This is a genomic window from Mycobacterium tilburgii (assembly GCF_902168065.1).
Lineage (GTDB): Bacteria > Actinomycetota > Actinomycetes > Mycobacteriales > Mycobacteriaceae > Mycobacterium > Mycobacterium tilburgii.
The window spans coordinates 1-16012 of the sequence record NZ_LR655715.1; the positions used below are offsets into that span (position 1 = coordinate 1).

At 66.1% G+C, this 16012-nt stretch carries 18 protein-coding genes and 6 pseudogenes; 13 read left to right on the forward strand and 11 right to left on the reverse strand.

Going from position 1 to position 16012, the window contains the following annotated elements; translation table 11 throughout:
- Nucleotides 1-188 precede the first annotated feature (188 nt).
- The 3 genes and pseudogenes from FQ389_RS11310 to FQ389_RS11315 all read right to left on the reverse strand — a co-directional run.
- Nucleotides 189-709, reverse strand: a pseudogene (locus FQ389_RS11310) (TOBE domain-containing protein); the annotation flags it as partial.
- Nucleotides 705-923, reverse strand: coding sequence for a hypothetical protein (locus FQ389_RS18005; protein WP_186296375.1), 219 nt, complete (start codon nucleotides 921-923; stop codon nucleotides 705-707). The pseudogene FQ389_RS11310 and the gene FQ389_RS18005, both read right to left, overlap by 5 nt.
- Before the next feature lie 39 nt (nucleotides 924-962).
- A pseudogene (locus tag FQ389_RS11315) lies at nucleotides 963-1422 on the reverse strand (extracellular solute-binding protein); the annotation flags it as partial.
- 232 nt (nucleotides 1423-1654) lie between these two features.
- On the opposite strand from FQ389_RS11315, the gene FQ389_RS11320 reads away from it, so the two are divergent.
- Both FQ389_RS11320 and FQ389_RS11325 read left to right on the forward strand, forming a co-directional pair.
- The gene (locus tag FQ389_RS11320; RefSeq protein ID WP_144207689.1) at nucleotides 1655-2332 is read left to right on the forward strand and encodes an SDR family oxidoreductase; all 678 of its coding nucleotides are present in this window, start codon (nucleotides 1655-1657) and stop codon (nucleotides 2330-2332) included.
- A gap of 282 nt (nucleotides 2333-2614) precedes the next feature.
- Entirely contained in the window at nucleotides 2615-4003 is a 1389-nt protein-coding gene (locus tag FQ389_RS11325; protein WP_144207692.1) for an NAD(P)/FAD-dependent oxidoreductase, read from the forward strand.
- Here the strand turns inward: FQ389_RS11325 and FQ389_RS11330 are convergent.
- From FQ389_RS11330 to FQ389_RS18015, 3 genes are all read right to left on the reverse strand, one after another.
- Nucleotides 4000-4641: an urease accessory protein UreD gene (locus FQ389_RS11330; RefSeq protein ID WP_144207695.1), complete on the reverse strand. Its 642-nt coding sequence runs from the start codon at nucleotides 4639-4641 to the stop codon at nucleotides 4000-4002. The two genes, FQ389_RS11325 and FQ389_RS11330, sit on opposite strands and share 4 nt — an antisense overlap.
- Nucleotides 4641-5300, reverse strand: coding sequence for an urease accessory protein UreG (ureG, locus tag FQ389_RS11335; RefSeq protein ID WP_144207698.1), 660 nt, complete (start codon nucleotides 5298-5300; stop codon nucleotides 4641-4643). Before ureG ends, FQ389_RS11330 begins: the two co-directional genes overlap by 1 nt.
- Before the next feature lie 473 nt (nucleotides 5301-5773).
- On the reverse strand, nucleotides 5774-6103 hold the full coding sequence (locus FQ389_RS18015) for a M24 family metallopeptidase (RefSeq protein WP_186296379.1): 330 nt from the start codon (nucleotides 6101-6103) through the stop codon (nucleotides 5774-5776).
- 9 nt (nucleotides 6104-6112) lie between these two features.
- On the opposite strand from FQ389_RS18015, the gene FQ389_RS23105 reads away from it, so the two are divergent.
- The 7 genes and pseudogenes from FQ389_RS23105 (at nucleotide 6113) to FQ389_RS20010 (ending at nucleotide 9315) form a co-directional block, all read left to right on the forward strand.
- Nucleotides 6113-6283, forward strand: a complete 171-nt coding sequence (locus tag FQ389_RS23105; RefSeq protein WP_260860688.1) for an arginase family protein — start codon at nucleotides 6113-6115, stop codon at nucleotides 6281-6283.
- A gap of 112 nt (nucleotides 6284-6395) precedes the next feature.
- A pseudogene (locus FQ389_RS23110) lies at nucleotides 6396-6775 on the forward strand (arginase family protein).
- Nucleotides 6776-7361: 586 nt separating this feature from the next.
- Nucleotides 7362-7661 carry a hypothetical protein gene (locus tag FQ389_RS23115; RefSeq protein WP_456085324.1) on the forward strand — a complete coding sequence of 100 codons (300 nt, stop codon included), beginning with the start codon at nucleotides 7362-7364 and terminating at the stop codon, nucleotides 7659-7661.
- On the forward strand, nucleotides 7583-7867 hold the full coding sequence (locus FQ389_RS11345) for a hypothetical protein (protein WP_144207701.1): 285 nt from the start codon (nucleotides 7583-7585) through the stop codon (nucleotides 7865-7867). The genes FQ389_RS23115 and FQ389_RS11345 overlap by 79 nt, the downstream gene beginning before the upstream one ends.
- A gap of 28 nt (nucleotides 7868-7895) precedes the next feature.
- Nucleotides 7896-8075, forward strand: a complete 180-nt coding sequence (locus FQ389_RS20000) for a hypothetical protein (protein WP_260860689.1) — start codon at nucleotides 7896-7898, stop codon at nucleotides 8073-8075.
- 432 nt (nucleotides 8076-8507) lie between these two features.
- Nucleotides 8508-8711 (forward strand): hypothetical protein, encoded by a 204-nt coding sequence (locus FQ389_RS20005; RefSeq protein ID WP_260860693.1) that lies wholly within the window; start codon nucleotides 8508-8510, stop codon nucleotides 8709-8711.
- 76 nt (nucleotides 8712-8787) lie between these two features.
- Nucleotides 8788-9315 carry an amino acid permease gene (locus FQ389_RS20010; RefSeq protein WP_260860690.1) on the forward strand — a complete coding sequence of 176 codons (528 nt, stop codon included), beginning with the start codon at nucleotides 8788-8790 and terminating at the stop codon, nucleotides 9313-9315.
- 33 nt (nucleotides 9316-9348) lie between these two features.
- Here the strand turns inward: FQ389_RS20010 and FQ389_RS11355 are convergent, their stop codons facing one another.
- The 5 genes and pseudogenes from FQ389_RS11355 to FQ389_RS11375 all read right to left on the reverse strand — a co-directional run bounded on the left by FQ389_RS11355 (nucleotide 9349) and on the right by FQ389_RS11375 (nucleotide 12781).
- The gene (locus FQ389_RS11355; RefSeq protein WP_144207704.1) at nucleotides 9349-9984 is read right to left on the reverse strand and encodes an urease accessory protein UreF; all 636 of its coding nucleotides are present in this window, start codon (nucleotides 9982-9984) and stop codon (nucleotides 9349-9351) included.
- Between the two features lie 5 nt (nucleotides 9985-9989).
- Nucleotides 9990-11723: an urease subunit alpha gene (locus tag FQ389_RS11360; RefSeq protein WP_144207707.1), complete on the reverse strand. Its 1734-nt coding sequence runs from the start codon at nucleotides 11721-11723 to the stop codon at nucleotides 9990-9992.
- Complete coding sequence (locus FQ389_RS11365; RefSeq protein WP_144207708.1) at nucleotides 11723-12034, reverse strand: urease subunit beta; 312 nt, start codon at nucleotides 12032-12034, stop codon at nucleotides 11723-11725. The genes FQ389_RS11360 and FQ389_RS11365 overlap by 1 nt, the downstream gene beginning before the upstream one ends.
- Nucleotides 12031-12333, reverse strand: coding sequence for an urease subunit gamma (locus FQ389_RS11370; protein ID WP_144207710.1), 303 nt, complete (start codon nucleotides 12331-12333; stop codon nucleotides 12031-12033). Before FQ389_RS11370 ends, FQ389_RS11365 begins: the two co-directional genes overlap by 4 nt.
- 48 nt (nucleotides 12334-12381) lie before the next feature.
- A pseudogene (locus FQ389_RS11375) lies at nucleotides 12382-12781 on the reverse strand (PaaI family thioesterase).
- 352 nt (nucleotides 12782-13133) lie between these two features.
- On the opposite strand from FQ389_RS11375, the gene FQ389_RS11380 reads away from it, so the two are divergent.
- From FQ389_RS11380 to FQ389_RS18020, 4 genes and pseudogenes are all read left to right on the forward strand, one after another.
- Complete coding sequence (locus FQ389_RS11380; protein WP_144207711.1) at nucleotides 13134-13550, forward strand: BlaI/MecI/CopY family transcriptional regulator; 417 nt, start codon at nucleotides 13134-13136, stop codon at nucleotides 13548-13550.
- Between the two features lie 14 nt (nucleotides 13551-13564).
- Nucleotides 13565-14515 (forward strand): M56 family metallopeptidase, encoded by a 951-nt coding sequence (locus tag FQ389_RS11385; RefSeq protein WP_144207713.1) that lies wholly within the window; start codon nucleotides 13565-13567, stop codon nucleotides 14513-14515.
- 143 nt (nucleotides 14516-14658) lie between these two features.
- Nucleotides 14659-14844 (forward strand): annotated as a pseudogene (locus tag FQ389_RS11390) (NADP-dependent phosphogluconate dehydrogenase); the annotation flags it as partial.
- A pseudogene (locus FQ389_RS18020) lies at nucleotides 14843-15835 on the forward strand (IMP dehydrogenase); the annotation flags it as partial. The pseudogenes FQ389_RS11390 and FQ389_RS18020, both read left to right, overlap by 2 nt.
- Between the last annotated feature and the right edge of the window lie 177 nt (nucleotides 15836-16012).

The window sequence follows — 16012 nt, forward strand, 5'->3', positions numbered from 1 at the left end:
GCACTGGTCACCGCGGCAACCGCCAGCGTCGTCCACAGACCTTTGCGACGTGTCGAGTGTGAGTCCACCTGATTCATGGCGACGAACCTACCGTGTTACGGCTGTGAAGCAAGGGGGCCGTGCTGGCGATACGAGCCGGTTTTCGCGATGTTGCCGGAGTGCAACCTTCGGCCTGTCTGCGCAGTTCATCACGCGTCGGAGAGGCGCGGCCCGGTCGGATATAGCGCCACCTCGCGGGCTTTGACGGTGAACCACATCCGCTCTCCTGGAGTCAGCCGCAGGTCGGCAGCGGCGTCGACGGTGATCTCCGCGGCCAGTCCCGGCGAGCCGTCGGCTTGCTCGCGACCGTGGCCCCGCGAACGTCCAGCTCGGCCACGGTGACCTCGACACAGTTGCGGGGACTGCCATGTGGTGGCTCCCGGAATACCGACACCGCCGTCGGCGGGAACACCGCGACCGCGCCCTGCCCGTCGGCCAGCTCGGCACCCGCCTGCGGGGCCGGTGACCCATACCAGTGGGCACCGGAGCCGGTGTGCAGCGCGCCGTCCGGCCCGATCATTCCGCTGACCACGTTGACACCGGCGATCCGAGCCGCGAAAAGACTGCGTGGCGCGGTGAGCACCTCGGCCACCGGCCCGATTTCGGAGATCCGCCCCGACTCGAGAACCAGCACGCGATCGGAGGGAGTGAACACATCCAGCAGGTCATGCCGCGCGGTGCTGCGCGCCAGCACCAAGCCATCGTGACGCCCCCAGCACGCACAACACGGTGCTCGCGCCCGCCGTCTTCAGGCTCAGCCACAACGCCGCCTTCGACGACGAGCCGCTGATCGGCGCCCAGAAGTTCGACCAGTCGACCTTGGCCGCGATGGCCAGCAACGGCAGCACCACGAAGGCGGCCCCGATCGCGGCTGGGACAAACACCCAGTGGGGCAGGTTGGTGGGCTGGCACACAGTGACGGGTCAGGGTTTGACGAAACCCAATTGGGTCAGAACCTGCTGGCCCGCCTCGGAGGTCACCAGGGTCACAACTTGTGCGCCAGCGCCGCCTGCGGCGCGTTCTTCAGCACCCCGATTGGGTACACGTTGACCGCGCCGGCCGCCTCGGAGAAGTCGACAGTTGTCACCGACCCCTTGGCGTTTCTCGCGTCGGTGATGTAGACGAGGGCCGCGTCGGCCTGTCCGGCGGTGACCTTGTTGAGCGCGCGATGACGATCTCCAGGGTGTTGGCGGCGAAGTTGGTCGGGTTCCCGGCCAGCAGCCCGGCTTTGACTATGTTGTCCATCTGCGGTTGTCCATCTGCGCGGTGTCGGCCTAGGCGAAGACGTCGGCCGTCGCACCCTGGGTCAATTGGGGTCGCCAGTTCACCGGACCCGGCGAAGTCGAACTCGACGCCGCTACCGGGATTGTCGGTCTTGAACTGCCAGAATCCTGATCCGGAGCATGGTCAGACCATAGCCTGAGGTGGGTGACACAATGATGGCCAAAACTTTTCGAAATCGTCTGCGCGTCGTGCCCGCGGAAATTCTCCGAATAGCTACTGTCCAGTAACATTGGCTAGATCGACACCATAACACATAACACGCTGAACTCCCCGGCATGGAGCGTCATGGTCGGGAATCAGCGTCGAACGCGAGGTTGAACACGAGGAGGTCATGGCAATGGAGGTGCTGGTCACCGGTGGCGACACGGATCTGGGACGGACCTTAGCCGAGGCCTTCCGCGATGGCGGTCACAGGGTGACCCTGGTGGGCGCTCGTCGCAGCGATCTCGAGGTCAACGCCAAAGAACTCGACGTAGACCCGATCGTGTGCGACACCACCGATCCGGCCAGCCTCGAGGAAGCGCGCCCGACGTTTTCCCACCACCTGGACACCATCGTCAACGTGCCCGTCCCGACCTGGGACGCCGGCGACCCCCGCACCTATTCCATCGCCGACACCGCCAGCGCCTGGCGCAACACGCTGGACTCGACCGTGCTGTCCGCCGTGCTGACGGTGCAGGTGGTCGGCGACCACCTGCACTCCGGCGGCTCGATCATCAGCGTCGTGCCGGAGAACCCGCCGGCGGCGAGCGTCGACGCCGCGATCAAGGCAACGCTGTCGAGTTGGGTGGCCGGACAGGCCGGCATCTTCGGTACCCGCGGTATCACGGTCAACGCCGTGGCGAGTGGGCGTAGCGCGCAGCCCGGCTACGACGGTCTGTCGCGTACGCCGTCGTCTGTCGCCGACAAGGTCGCCCGCCTGGCGTTGTTCCTCACCACTCCTGCCGCCCGCCACATCACCGGTCAGACCCTGCACGTGAGCCACGGCGGCTTCGCGCAGTTTGCGTAGTACCTCGAACGTCGAGTAATCATTTAGCTTCGCGGGGCGTGGGTATACCCCAGGGTGTCATCAGCACCGCAGCCGACGCACTGCGCCCGCTTCTTGGCATGTAACCAAGGTCGCATTCAGCGCTCGACATGACGTGAATCACGTTGGTGTGACCAGGGTTATATAGCCGATGTGGTTGATTACACAGGCTTACTACCTGGGTTTGGCCGCGGCGGGGTGACTAACGTAATAGCTAACTGAAGCCGCGTGACACGAAGCCCCGCCAGGAGCATCCCAGAGCTAATGAGCCCTCAGCCAGAACCCACAGTTAAACCCAAGCGCCGGCACCGCGTTGTCATCATAGGGTCGGGGTTCGGCGGACTCAATGCGGCAAAGAAGCTCAAGCACGCCGACGTTGACATCAAGCTGATCGCGCGCACCACACACCACCTGTTCCAGCCGTTGCTCTACCAGGTCGCCACCGGGATCATCTCGGAAGGCGAAATCGCCCCGCCCACACGGGTTGTGCTGCGCAAACAGCGCAACGTCCAGGTGTTGCTCGGTAACGTCACCCACATCGATCTGGCCAACCAGCGGGTGCACTCGGAGCTGCTCGGCCACGGCTACGACACGGAATTCGACAGCTTGATCGTCGCCGCCGGCGCGGGCCAATCGTACTTCGGCAACGACCACTTCGCCGAGTTCGCCCCCGGTATGAAATCCATCGATGACGCTCTGGAATTGCGTGGCCGCATCCTGAGCGCCTTCGAACAGGCTGAGCGCTCAAGCGATCCCAAGCGCCGCAAGAAGCTGTTGACCTTCACCGTCGTCGGCGCGGGTCCTACCGGTGTCGAAATGGCTGGGCAGATAGCCGAATTGGCCGAATATACCTTGAAAGGCGCGTTCCGGCACATCGATTCGACCAAGGCGCGAGTGATCCTGCTCGACGCAGCGCCGGCGGTGCTGCCCCCGATGGGGGAAAAGCTGGGTGGGCGAGCCCGGGCACGGCTGGAGAAAATGGGCGTGGAGATTCAGCTCGGCGCTATGGTCACCGACGTCGACCGCAATGGGATCACGGTCAAGGACTCCGACGGCACCGTCCGCCGCATCGAGTCCGCGTGCAAGGTCTGGTCCGCGGGTGTGCAGGCCAGCCGGCTGGGCCGCGACATCGCCGAACAGTCGGCGGCCGAACTGGACCGGGCCGGGCGGGTCAAGGTGCTTCCCGACCTGTCGGTCCCCGGCTACTCGAACGTGTTCGTGGTGGGCGACATGGCCGCCGTCGACGGTGTGCCCAAGGTCGCGCAGGGCGCCATCCAGGGCGCGAAGTATGTCGCCAGCACGATCAAAGCCGAACTGGCCGGCGCGGATCCGACCCAGCGCGAGCCGTTCCGGTACTTCGACAAGGGTTCCATGGCCACGGTGTCGCGGTTTTCCGCGGTGGCCAAGATCGGCCCTCTCGAGTTCAGCGGCTTCATTGCCTGGCTGATGTGGCTGGTGCTGCACCTGGTCTACCTGATCGGGTTCAAGACCAAGATCACCACGCTGTTGTCCTGGACGGTGACGTTCCTGAGCACGCGACGTGGTCAGCTCACCATCACCGACCGGCAGGCGTTCGCGCGAACCCGACTCGAACAGCTGACCGAATTTGCCGCCGAAGCCCGCGAGCCGTCGCCGATACGCGCGGCGAGCTAACCGATCAGGCGGTCCGCCTGCCAGGTGCTCAGCATTCCGCCGTCCGCCAACGCCAGCACGGTGGAGTCGGCGGGCATGTCCGTGAATTCCGCTGCCGGATAGCAAAATTCGCTGACGGTGGCGCGTGGTGCCGCGATGCTGTCATCGGCCACCGAGCCCGTACCCAACTCCATGCGGTGCCGCAGCAACGGACGACCATCATGGTCGGCCCGTAGCGAACCCGACCAAAACCCCTCTCGCTCATCGCTTCTGCCGATCTGCACGCGCTCGCGGAACCGAAACCGGCCGTCGCCGCGCAGCATCACGCCCACCTCGGAAACGTGCCGAGCCTGGGCAGCCACGACCGTCGGTTCGAGGTCGACGTCAAGCGTGCCGCTCACCTCGATGACCCAGCGGGCGTGCGACGTGACGGTCGCCAGCCCGGGCAAGGCCAGCGTGCCGGCGGCACTGCGCAGCTTCAGAGCCGCGCCCGCCTCGACGATAACCGTGATGCCGATGCTGTCGCCGCCTAACGGGGTGGCCGCCGCCGACACGAGGTGCACCGTGTCCGGTGTGGTGCACCTCGCCTGGATACCGCCGCGGCATCCGATGCGCGACGAGCGGTTCCGGGCCGCGACCAGGACCACCTCGGAATGCATCAGTTCGCCAGTTGGCTGCGAACCCAGGCGACCACCTCGGTAGCGGCCGGATCTTTGGTCAACGACTGCAGGATCGTCGGCCGGCCACCACGCACGGCGTCGGCGTCGCGGGCCATCACGTCCAGGTCGGCGCCCACCAACGGGGCCAAATCAGTCTTGTTTACCACCAACAGATCTGAGTAAGTGACTCCAGGGCCGCCCTTGCGCGGCACCTTGTCGCCCCCGGCTACGTCGATGACGAAGATCTGCACGTCCACCAGGCCTGAGGAAAACATCGCCGTCAGGTTGTCGCCGCCGGACTCGACGAGAATGAGGTCCAGCGGGTCGTGGGTGCCGATCAGGTCGTCGATCGCGTCCAGGTTCGCGGTGATGTCGTCGCGGATCGCGGTGTGCGGACAGCCGCCGGTCTGCACGGCCGCGATCCGATCCAGCGGCAGCACGGCGTGTTTGCGGAGAAAGTCGGCGTCCTCGGTGGTGTAGATGTCGTTGGTGAGCACCGCCAGCGACAGCTCGTCGCGCAGCTGACGGCACAGCGCGGCCACCAGCGCGGTCTTGCCCGAGCCGACCGGGCCGCCGACACCGATGCGCAGCGGCTCCCCCGGCTGCCGTATCCGCTTCGGCCAGTCGACGGTGGGGTGGCTGTGTGAATGTGCTGGCATGTTGTCTTTCCTGCTCGCTGCGGTCTTCAGCCAGCGTATCCAGCACCGGGTCGGACGCAAGGGCGGCCCCTCGGATGGCACCGCGGCGTCGAGCCCACCGGGCAACAGCAAACCACCGGCGACCGGTAACGGCGCGGCGGGGCGGTGGCCGCGGGGGTACGCTCCGGCAACCTCACCGGCAACTCGCTGGCGTTCGGACGCCGTCCCGCGCCCGCGGTCACCACCAGCAACCAGACCAACCCAGGTCCGCCGAGGCGCTCCTCCGTCGTGTGCCCGACGGCGTAAACGGGCCGCCGCGCAGCAAACGCCCCGGGAACCGAAGCCTCGTCGCTGTGGAGCATCGACTTTTTCGTCAACCTGATGACCGCCGCGGCCATTCGGGCGGCGACGCACGGATTCGCCCTGGCACTGTCGCTAGAATCGTTGCCGCCCAACCTCTCCTACGATGGTACGGTCATCGTTGACCCCACGGCCTACGATGAGGGTCTGCTGGTGCGGGCCCATCTGCGCCGGCGTGCTGGTGGTAACCGTCGGCCGAACGTCGGGACGCCCCACTCGAGATAACCCCCGACGAACGCGGTTTCGGATTCGGCACAGGCGCGGCGGATCGCTGAAGCCGGTCTCCGGCTCCAAGGCGATGACGCTGTTCTGACCAGCACCTGATTACGATCGGTCAGCGACCCCCGGTAGATCGTCGGAAGTTCGTAGGCCCGCAGGCCCACCCAGTGCCCGATCGCATACGGGGTGGTGGGCAGCCCCTCGGAGCGCAGGTAGTCGTTCACCGCGTCATCGATAACCGACACGTTTTTCCGGTGATCCTGGGTGGTGACCATTCCATCGGATTCCCGACGGTGCGGGGGGCTGGCCCCCATATGGACGGCAACGTGGACATCATCCACTTTGATCGGCATGTCGACACCCAGGAGACCGATCTCGACGAGCGGATGCACACCACGCCGTGGTTTCATGCGACCAACATCTAAGAATGCGCCGGCGACGCACCTGGTGCAGATCGGGATCGGGGGTTGACAGGCGCCGCGGGCCTAGGTCCGGGTGGGCCGCCAGCGGGGCAGCACGGTGATCACGGTCGGCGACGTGGAGTGGGTCGGCATTGAGAAGATCGCCGAGATCGCCTTGGAGACGGCGTGGAAAGACGCCAAGTCCGTGTACCTGTCGTTTGACATCGATGTCATCGATGCCGGTTTCGTCTCCAGCACCGGCTGGCCCGAGCCGGGGGTCTGCTGCCCCGGGAGGCGCTCAACCTGATTCGGTTGATCTACGAACCCGGGCTGAACGGCATCGAGGTAGTGGAGTGCTCACCGCCGTATGACTGGCAGACCGTGTTGTTGAGCAGCCTGGTCATCCTGGACAGCCTGGCGGTCATGGTGCGCGCGGGCAAACTCGGCAAAAACCCGCCGCGCTCAAACGGCACGCCTGGGGACCCTACATCGACTGAAGGCACGCCGGTCGCGTGAGCTTTTTCAATTTTACCATCCGTCCGCACGGGTATCGAATTCACCGCCGTTGCAACGGATCTTAGGGAGCCACCGTTCGTCGATACCCCCGCAACAGCGCCCCGGAATGCCGAGGCCGAGGGCTGGATTGCCACCGAGAACGTTGTGCTCGGTGGCAACTCAGCAAACTCTTTAAAGCGGGTGAGGACACTGTTGCCGGCGCACGTAGTCCCGCATGGACCCGTGCGCCGGCAATCGTGCATGAACCGACCGATGCGCGTTGCGCGAATCACGTCAGTAACTAAAATACGTTGTAAACAAGGTAATTAGATGTCTTCTCTGCGCGCCGACCGGTGTCGCGACAAGGGGCGGCAATGCCGTCCGAGTAGTGTACCGCTTCCCCGGTCCGCGCAGTCAAAAGCCACCGTCGCGCGAATTGTCAGTAATTAACCATAGTTATTACAGGCGGACGGGCGGATATTGCTAGTTATGCATAAAGGACTGCCGAATTCGGGCCGGCTACATGGTCATTTGGCGTCGGGGAGACGCGTGACGGGGTGCACTTATGGATTTCGCGGCGCTGCCGCCGAAGGTCAACTCCGGACGGATGTACACTGGCGCGGGAGTCGGGCCCTGCTGGCCGCCACATGTCGGCCTGGAACGCGTTGGCGGCGGAGTTGAGTATTGCCCCGCTACGTCGTGTCGGTCGGTGGTGTCGGAGTTGACGGCTGGGTTATCGCCTGGCCGCCACCGAGTCGTTCGGCGGGCCGAACGGCCTACCCGCGGGGCCGGGGCGATCGAACCGGGCTTCTATGACGGTGTGCCCCTATGGGCCCGGTGGCCAGCGTGGTCAACGCGCCGCGTGGCGACCAGGGCCGACTCCGAACGAGCGCACGCCACGAGGTGATTCCGGCGGCGGGTGTGGAAGCCAACCCGGCCGTGGATCCGGCGGGACGCGGTGTCGAGCCGGCGGCGTTTGCGGACGGCGCCGGCGCGGTCAGCGAGCGCGACGAGCTCATCGCGCTGAGCAAGGCGATGGCTGACGTAACCCGGCAGCGTGACGTCCTCAAACGCACGGCCGCAAACCTGATCAAGGAGGCGACGCACAAGTAACGACAGACCGTCACCCGCGCATCTCGTTTTGACCCTCGACGATTGGAACTCAGAACAGATGTTTTTCACCAAACCGGAAACTCGTGCCGTGGCGCCACCGGTGGCCCCCGACGACGAGGACCAGGCGCAACTCGAAGCCCTGGGCTTCCAGTCCGATTTCAAACGGAACATGAGTCCCTGGGCGAACTTCTCGCTGAGGTTCACCTAATCTGTCGCCGGTGGTCGGGATCTACACGGTGTTCGCCTTCGCGCTGGCGACGGCGGGGCCGCCGATGATGTGGAGCCTGCTGATCGCCGGGGCCGGACAGTTGCTGGTTGCGCTGGTGTTCAGTGAAGTGGTCGCGCAGTTCCCGGTTGCCGGCGGCGTCTATCCCTGGGCCCGGCGGCTTCAAGCCTTCTCCGCACGCCGCCGTGCTATGCGCACTGGTCATGCTGGCGGCCACGACGATCAACATGACCGGCACCAAGATGCTGGGCTACTTCGCCATCTTCGGCTTCAGCGCCGAATTGATCGGCGCCGTGGTCGTCGGGGTCTGGCTGCTGTGCACCCAGCGCCACCACAACCTCGGCGTGCTCTTCCACAGCTTCGGCGCGCAGGGCCCACCACAGCTACACCTACGCCTTCCTGGCCGCCAGCCTGATCGCCCTCTACCAGTTCTTCGGGTTCGAAGCCTGCGGCCATGTCGCCAAGGAAGTCCGCAACCCGGGCGTCCAAATTCCAAAGGCCATGCGCCGCACCATCTACATCGGTGGCTCGGCGGCCACGTTCGTCTGCTTAAGCCTGATCCTCTCGATCCCTGACTTCGGCGCAGTAATCAGCGGTCAAGGATGCCGACCCGATTGACACCATCCTGAAGACGGCGTTCGGCAGCACGGGCGCCAAAGTCCGTTCTCTGCATCGTGCTGATCTCGTTCGTGTCGTGCGCACTGAGCCTGCAAGGAGCCGCCGGCCGGCTGATTTCTACTCCTACGGCTGCGACGACATGATCATCGGCTCGCGGTTGTTGGCGCGCTTCGACCACAAGCGCCACGTGCCGCTGTACTCGCTGCTGGTCGCGGTCATCATTCCGGTGGTGTTGATCATCGGTTCGCTAATCTCCAGCAATGCGCTGACCAAACTCGTCAGCTTCGGTTCGGTGGGAGTCTACATCGCGTTCCAGATGGTCGTGCTCGCCGCCCTGCGCGCCAGGATCAACGGCTGGGTACCCCGCGGGAAATACCGGCTTGGCCTGTGGGGAATGCCGGTCAACATCGGCGCGCTGGTTTACGGTGTGGCGGCGATCGTCAACCTGTGCTGGACACGCGAACCGTGCCGACCCTGGTATGACGACTACATCAGTCTGCTGATGTCGGTCACCATCATCGGGCTCGGCATCCTGTACCTCGCCCTGACCAGAGCGCACACCAAGAGCGATGCGCCGCATGCCGACGCCACTCCGAGCAGCTGACCGCGCCATGAAGAAATTGCGCGGCAACATGATTCACGATACGAACAGTGGCTGTTCGCGCTCAGCGTGCCGCTCGGCCAAGGTGTCGAGCAACGGATCAGACAGATCGGCGAGCCCGGCGGCCGCCTCGGCTGCGGTACTCTCGCACAGCCGTGCCAGCCGAAACGTCAGCGCCGCCACATCGGCGGGGTCGAGGGCCAGCAGTCGCTGTGCCGCTGTCGCCGAACTCGTCATCGTGGTGTAGACGATCCCGAGGGCATTCTGTTGTGGATCCAGCCCGCTCACCGCGCCCACGCGTCCGGACGCGACGGCCAGATGCGGTCGGGCACCGAGATCTGACCAGCAGGCGGTCGGCCACACCCGTCGCGCCAATCGCGTCAGCCCGCGACCCTGACTGCGCGACGCCTTCCGGGCCGCCGGGGCCGGTGTGCGGGCATCGGTTTCCTGATCGGCTTGCTCGAGACTGAGCTCGCCTCGATGGACCGCCGCCGCGATCGATGCGGTCACCAACCCGTGGCTGCGGATCCTGCGCCGTAAGAACGCCTCCAACGTGTCCACGTCGACCACCAGGCCGCCGGCCACGGCCTCCTCGACGCCGCCGGAATGCACGTGGGAACCGGCCGGCAGTCGCGAATCGGCCAGGGTCAGCAGCGTCGCCAGTACGGACATGAGCTTCAGAACAGGAAATAGCGTTGTGCCATGGGCAATTCGGCCGGGGGCTCCTCCTGCCAGACCTCACCGTTGATGCGCACCGTGAAGGTGTCCGGGTCAACCTCAATGTCCGGCAGCGAGTCGTTGAGCGGCAAGGAGGTTTTGCCGATGGCGCTGGTGTCGCGGACCGGAACCAGCCGTCGATGCACGGCCAGTTTCTCGGCCAGGCCGGCCTCGATCGCTTGTGGCGCAACGAAATGGACCGAGGTTGCGGCTGCGGCCGCCGGCGCCGCCCCGAACATCGGCCGCGGCAACACCGGCTGCGGCGTGGGGATGGACGCATTCGCGTCGCCCATCGCCGCCCAGGCGATCATGCCGCCCTTGAGCACCGCGTGCGGGCGGACGCCGAAGAATTGCGGCTCCCACAACACCAGGTCGGCGAGCTTGCCCACCTCCACCGAACCGATCTCGGCGTCGAGGCCATGCGAAATAGCCGGGCAAATGGTGTATTTGGCGATGTAGCGGCGCACTCGCAAGTTGTCCGCGGCTTGCGGACCAGAGCGGTCACCGGGCAAAGCGCCGCGCCGGCGCTTCATCACGTGCGCGGTCTGCCACGTCCGCAGCACCACCTCCCCGATGCGGCCCATCGCCTGTGAGTCGCTGCCGATCATCGAGATCGCGCCGATGTCGTGCAGCAGATCTTCGGCCGCCATGGTCGACGGCCGGATGCGGCTCTCGGCGAACGCCAAATCCTCGGGCACCTGCGGGTTGAGGTGGTGGCAGACCATCAGCATGTCCAGATGCTCGTCGAGGGTGTTGACCGAATGCGGGCGGGTGGGGTTGGTGGAACTGGGCAGCACATTCGGTTGTCCGGCCACCCGAATGATGTCGGGCGCATGGCCGCCTCCGGCACCTTCGGTGTGATACGTGTGAATCGAGCGGCCGGCGATCGCGTTGAGGGTGTCTTCGACGAACCCCATCTCGTTAAGGGTGTCGGTGTGCAGTGCCACCCGCACCCCGGCGGCTGCCGCCACGGTCAAACAGGCGTCGATGGCCGCAGGGGTCGACCCCCAGTCCTCATGCAACTTGAAACCCGAAGCGCCGCCGCGTAACTGCTCCCACAGCCCCTCGCTACTGACCGTGTTGCCCTTGCCCAGGAGCGCCACGTTGATGGGCCAGCCGTCAAGTGCCTCGAGCATCCGGGCCAGGTGCCACGAACCCGGGGTCACGGTGGTGGCCTTGCTGCCCTCGGCGGGACCGGTGCCGCCGCCGACGATCGTGGTGATTCCCGATCCCAGCGCCTCGGGCATGAGCTGCGGGCAGATCAGATGGACGTGGCAGTCCACCGCGCCCGCGGTCACGATCCGCCCGTTGCCGGCGATGATCTCGGTGGACGGTCCGACCACCAAATCCGGGTGCACACCGGTCATGATGTCGGGATTGCCGGCCTTGCCGATGGCGGTGATGCGGCCATCGCGAATGCCAATGTCTGCCTTGATGATTCCCCAATGATCGATGATCACCGCCCCGGTAATCACGGTGTCGGGCGCGCCCTCGGCGCGGGTGGCGCGGCTCTGGCCCATCGACTCACGCAACACCTTGCCGCCGCCGAACACCGCCTCGTCGCCGGCCAATCCGGGGCCGCCGCTGCGGTCTTCGGTGATCTCCACCAGCAAGTCGGTGTCGGCCAGCCGGATCCCGTCGCCGGTGGTGGGACCGTACAGCTGGGCGTAATGCTCCCGAGACAGTTGTGCCATCAGATATCCAATCGTCCAGGCGGATTCAGGGTCAGGCCGGGAACCTCGCGGCCTCCGCGCAGCGGGATCAGACCCACGGTCTTGGCCACGCCGGGCTCGAAGCGCACCGCGGTGGCCGCCGGGATGTCGAGGCGGTAACCGCGGGCCGCCGCCCGATCGAAGGACAGTGCCGCGTTGGCCTGCGGCAGGTGGACATGACTACCCACCTGAACCGGGCGGTCACCGGTGTTAACGATCGCCATCTCTAGTCGCGGGGCACCGGCGTTGATCTCGATATCGCCGCTGCCGTACAGGATTTCGCCGGGAATCATGAGATCGGCCGGTGGACGGTGACGAGCTTGGTACCGTCCGGAAAGGTCGCTTCCACCTGTACGTCGTCGAGCATCTCGGGCACGCCCTCCATCACGTCGTCGCGGCCGAGAACCCCGCAGCCGCTGGACATCAGCTCCGCGACGGTGCGGCCGTCGCGCGCGCCCTCGAGGATGTGGTCGGTGATGATCGCGACGGCTTCGGGATGGTTGAGACGTAAGCCGCGGGCACGCCGTCTGCGTGCTAATTCTGCGGCGTAGGAAACGAGGAGCAGATCATGCTCGTGCGGCGTCAGGCGCATGGTTTGGGATCCTGCCACGCCGTTCTGGAAAATTCCTGTGCAGCAAACTCATCCGTCGCGTGGCTCTAGATTCTGCAGCCGCACCTGTCCGCGCGACGACTCGATCCTCGTCGTCGGTGATGGTGACCAACCACAACTGCTGGAGCCGGCCGCGGTGGATCGGATCGGTGGCGCCGTAGACCGTGCCCGATCGGATCGACCGCAGGAAATCTGTATTGTTGTTCACGCCGACGACTTGACCGCCGCCCCGGGTCGCGAGCCAAGTGTAGGCGGACACGCTAGCCATGCTTTTCACCATCGAGCAGTACACGCCGCCGTGCACCAGACCCATCGGCTACCGCAGTTTCGGGGTGACCTCGAGCTGGGCGCGGGCGCCGTCGGGGGTGAGTTCGGTGTATCGCGGGCCCGGCTCGGTGTCGAAGGGGCTGGCGAATTCGGGAGGGATCACCCCGCCCCTGCTGGCGGTGTTGGCACGCTCTAGTGTTTACACCACCGCGGGGGGTGGCCACGGCCAGATCCGTGCCGGCGGCAGAAAACAGGCGAGTCCCGTGCGCCGGGCACGGGACTCGCCGATCGAGAAGACCGGGGGTCACTGCAGCCCTCAGGACGCTCCGACGGTCTGTTGCGCTCGATTAAATAGTATAGGCAAGGCTGCCGTAATCTTGCAAGAGGTAAGCTCGAATCCGAACCACGAGCAGGAAGTCCGCCGCGAAATTGTTAGCGGATTCGTCGGCCTCATATACGACCGTCGGTAGTAAGCAGGAGTACGCTGGTGACAAGTCTCGGGAGATGAATGAACTATGGCCAAGCTGACACGGCTGGGGGATCTCGAACGCGCGGTGATGGATCACCTCTGGTCCGCACCGGAACCACAAACGGTCCGCCAAGTCCACGAATCCCTGTCGGCGCCTCGCGACCTCGCTTACACGACAGTGATGACCGTGCTACAGCGGCTGGCCAAGAAGAATCTGGTGTCGCAGATCCGCGACGACCGGGCCCACCGGTACGCACCCGTGCACGGTCGCGACGAACTGGTGGCTGGACTCATGGTGGACGCGCTGTCTCAGGCCGAGGACTCGGGAAGCCGCCAGGCCGCGTTGGTGCATTTCGTCGAGCGCGTCGGCGCCGATGAGGCGGCAGCGCTGCGCCGCGCGCTGGCTGAATTGGAATCGAATCCACGTAATACGCGATCGGCTGGAATTTCACCTGACGCCTGAGCGACACTAGGGACGTGTCCGCGTTGGCCTTTACCATCCTCGCGGTCCTGCTGATTGGTACCGCGCCAGCCCTTCTGGCGCGGGCATCGTGGCCACTGCGGGCCCCGCGCGCGGCGATGGTGCTATGGCAAGCCATCGCCGTCGCCGCCGTACTCTCGGCTTTCAGCACGGGAATCGCGATCGCCACCCGGATCCTTATGCCCGGCCCCGACGGCCGTCCCACGGCCAGCGTCGTCGGCGCGGCCGAGCGCCTGGGCTGGCCGTTATGGACCGCATACATCACCACGTTCGCGTTGACCGTGCTCGTAGGGATGCGCCTGGTGGTCGCGGTGTTACGGGTGGTTATCGCGAATCGGCGGCGGCGGGCCCACCACCGGATGGTCGTCGATCTCGTCGGAGTCGGGCACGACGCGGCACGTGCCGAGCCGTGCGCACGCACCCGCGACCTGCGCGTCCTGGATGTCGCGGAACCGATCGCGTACTGCCTGCCGGGCGTGCGCAGTCGGGTCGTCGTCAGCGAGGGGGTGTTGAGTCAGCTGAGCGCCGATGAGGTCTCGGCCATCCTCAGCCACGAACGGGCTCATCTGCGCGCCCGCCACGACCTGGTGCTAGAGGCTTTCACCGCGGTGCACGCCGTCTTCCCGCGGCTGGTCCGCAGCTCGAACGCCCTGGGCGCCGTGCACCTGCTAGTGGAGTTGCTCGCCGACGACGCCGCGGTGCGGGCGGGCGGGCGCACTCCCCTGGCCCGGGCGCTGGTTGCCTGCGCGGCGGCGCGGGCTCCCTCGGGTGCGCTGGCCGTTGGCGGTACCAGCACCGTGGTGCGCGTCCGGCGGTTGTCCGGGCGGGGCAACAGCGCGCTGCTCGGCGCGGCCGCCTACCTGGCCGCGGCGGCCGTGCTGGTGGTGCCCACCGTCGCGCTGGCCGTGCCGTGGCTCACCGAGCTCAGGCGGCTATTCAACCTCTGACGCGGGTATGGCGAAATCCTCCGGGTGGACCGGAACGCCGCTGTGCCACAGTGTGACGGAAACCGCGTAGCAGAAGTGCAACATGAAAAGCGAGACATTTGAGTGCCCCGGGCTTCAAGGATTCATAGACTGGCACCGCACAGATCGGCGTCACTAGCCTGGCCGTGATAGGGTCGGACCTCGCCCGCCACGGCTACACGGTGGCGCTGCACAACCGGTCGGTCGCCAAGACCGACGCGCTGCTAGAAGAGCACGGCGACGAGGGCAATTTCGTCCGCTCGGAGACCATCGAGGAGTTTCTGGACGCGCTGGAAAAGCCGCGGCGGGTTCGACGTCGACCTGTCCACCGCCGACGGTGTCGGCACCACCATCCCGGTCGTCGCCAACATGACGGCGGGCGCCGGGAGGCGGATGGCCTAGACGGTCGGTCGGCGCGATGGCATCGTCATACTGCCGCAGGATCTTCCGATCACCGCCGTGCAGCACGGTCGAGTTCGTCAAGAGTTGCAATCTGGTGCTGGACACCCCGGTGGTGCTCGAGCCCGACAACTCGGTGTCCGACGCGCTGGCGCTGATCCACAAGCGGGCCCACGGCGCCGCGGCGGTGGTCTTCGAGGGTCACCCGATCGGGCTGGTCAGTGAGTCGTCGTGCGTCGACGTGGACAGTTTCGCCCGCGTCCGCGACGTGGCCGTGGTCGACTTCGTGTCCGCCCCGAGGGGCACCGAGCCGCGCAAGATCTTCGACCTGCTCGAGCATGCCTCCATCGACGTCGCGGTGGTCACCGCCGCGGACGGCAAGCTCGCCGGCGTGCTTACCCGCACCGGGGCGCTGCGCACCGGCCTGTACACACCCGCCACCGACGCCGCGGGGCCGGTTGCGGATCGGCGCCGCCATCGGCATCAGCGGAGATGTGGGAGCCAAGGCTCGGTCGCTGGTCGAGGTGGGCGTCGACGTGCTCGTCATCGACACGGCACACGGACAGACACGGCACACGGACACCAGGTTCGGATGCTGGAGGCGATCAAGACGGTGGCGTCGCTGGGCCCAAGCGGGTGGTCGCGGCGCGCACCGCCGCGGACAGTGCGTTCGACCGAGCCCGGAAAGCATTTTTGAGGAGGGCATTTCGACCTCGAAGATGGGGCTGGACCCCGACCGTGGCGGGGTGGAGGATTTGCTCGACCACATCACGTCCGGGTTGCGCAGCACCTAACACCTACGTCGGAGCCTCGGCCCTGACGGAGCCACACAAGCGAGCCGTCATCGGTGTGCAGTCCGCAGCGGGTTTCGCCGAGGACCACCCGCTGCCGTACGGCTGGTGACCCCCGGGTGGCCCCGGCGGGCACGTCGCACCTGGTTGGGCCAGATCTGTTCGCTACCATATGATTTTACGGATCTTTTCCGCGCGCAACAGCGCGACGTCAAGCGAAAGGGATGACGTGCCGCAGGCACCCGTCGAGCCCGTCGGTTTCTGGGCGAAGCGGCTACCCACAGCTACC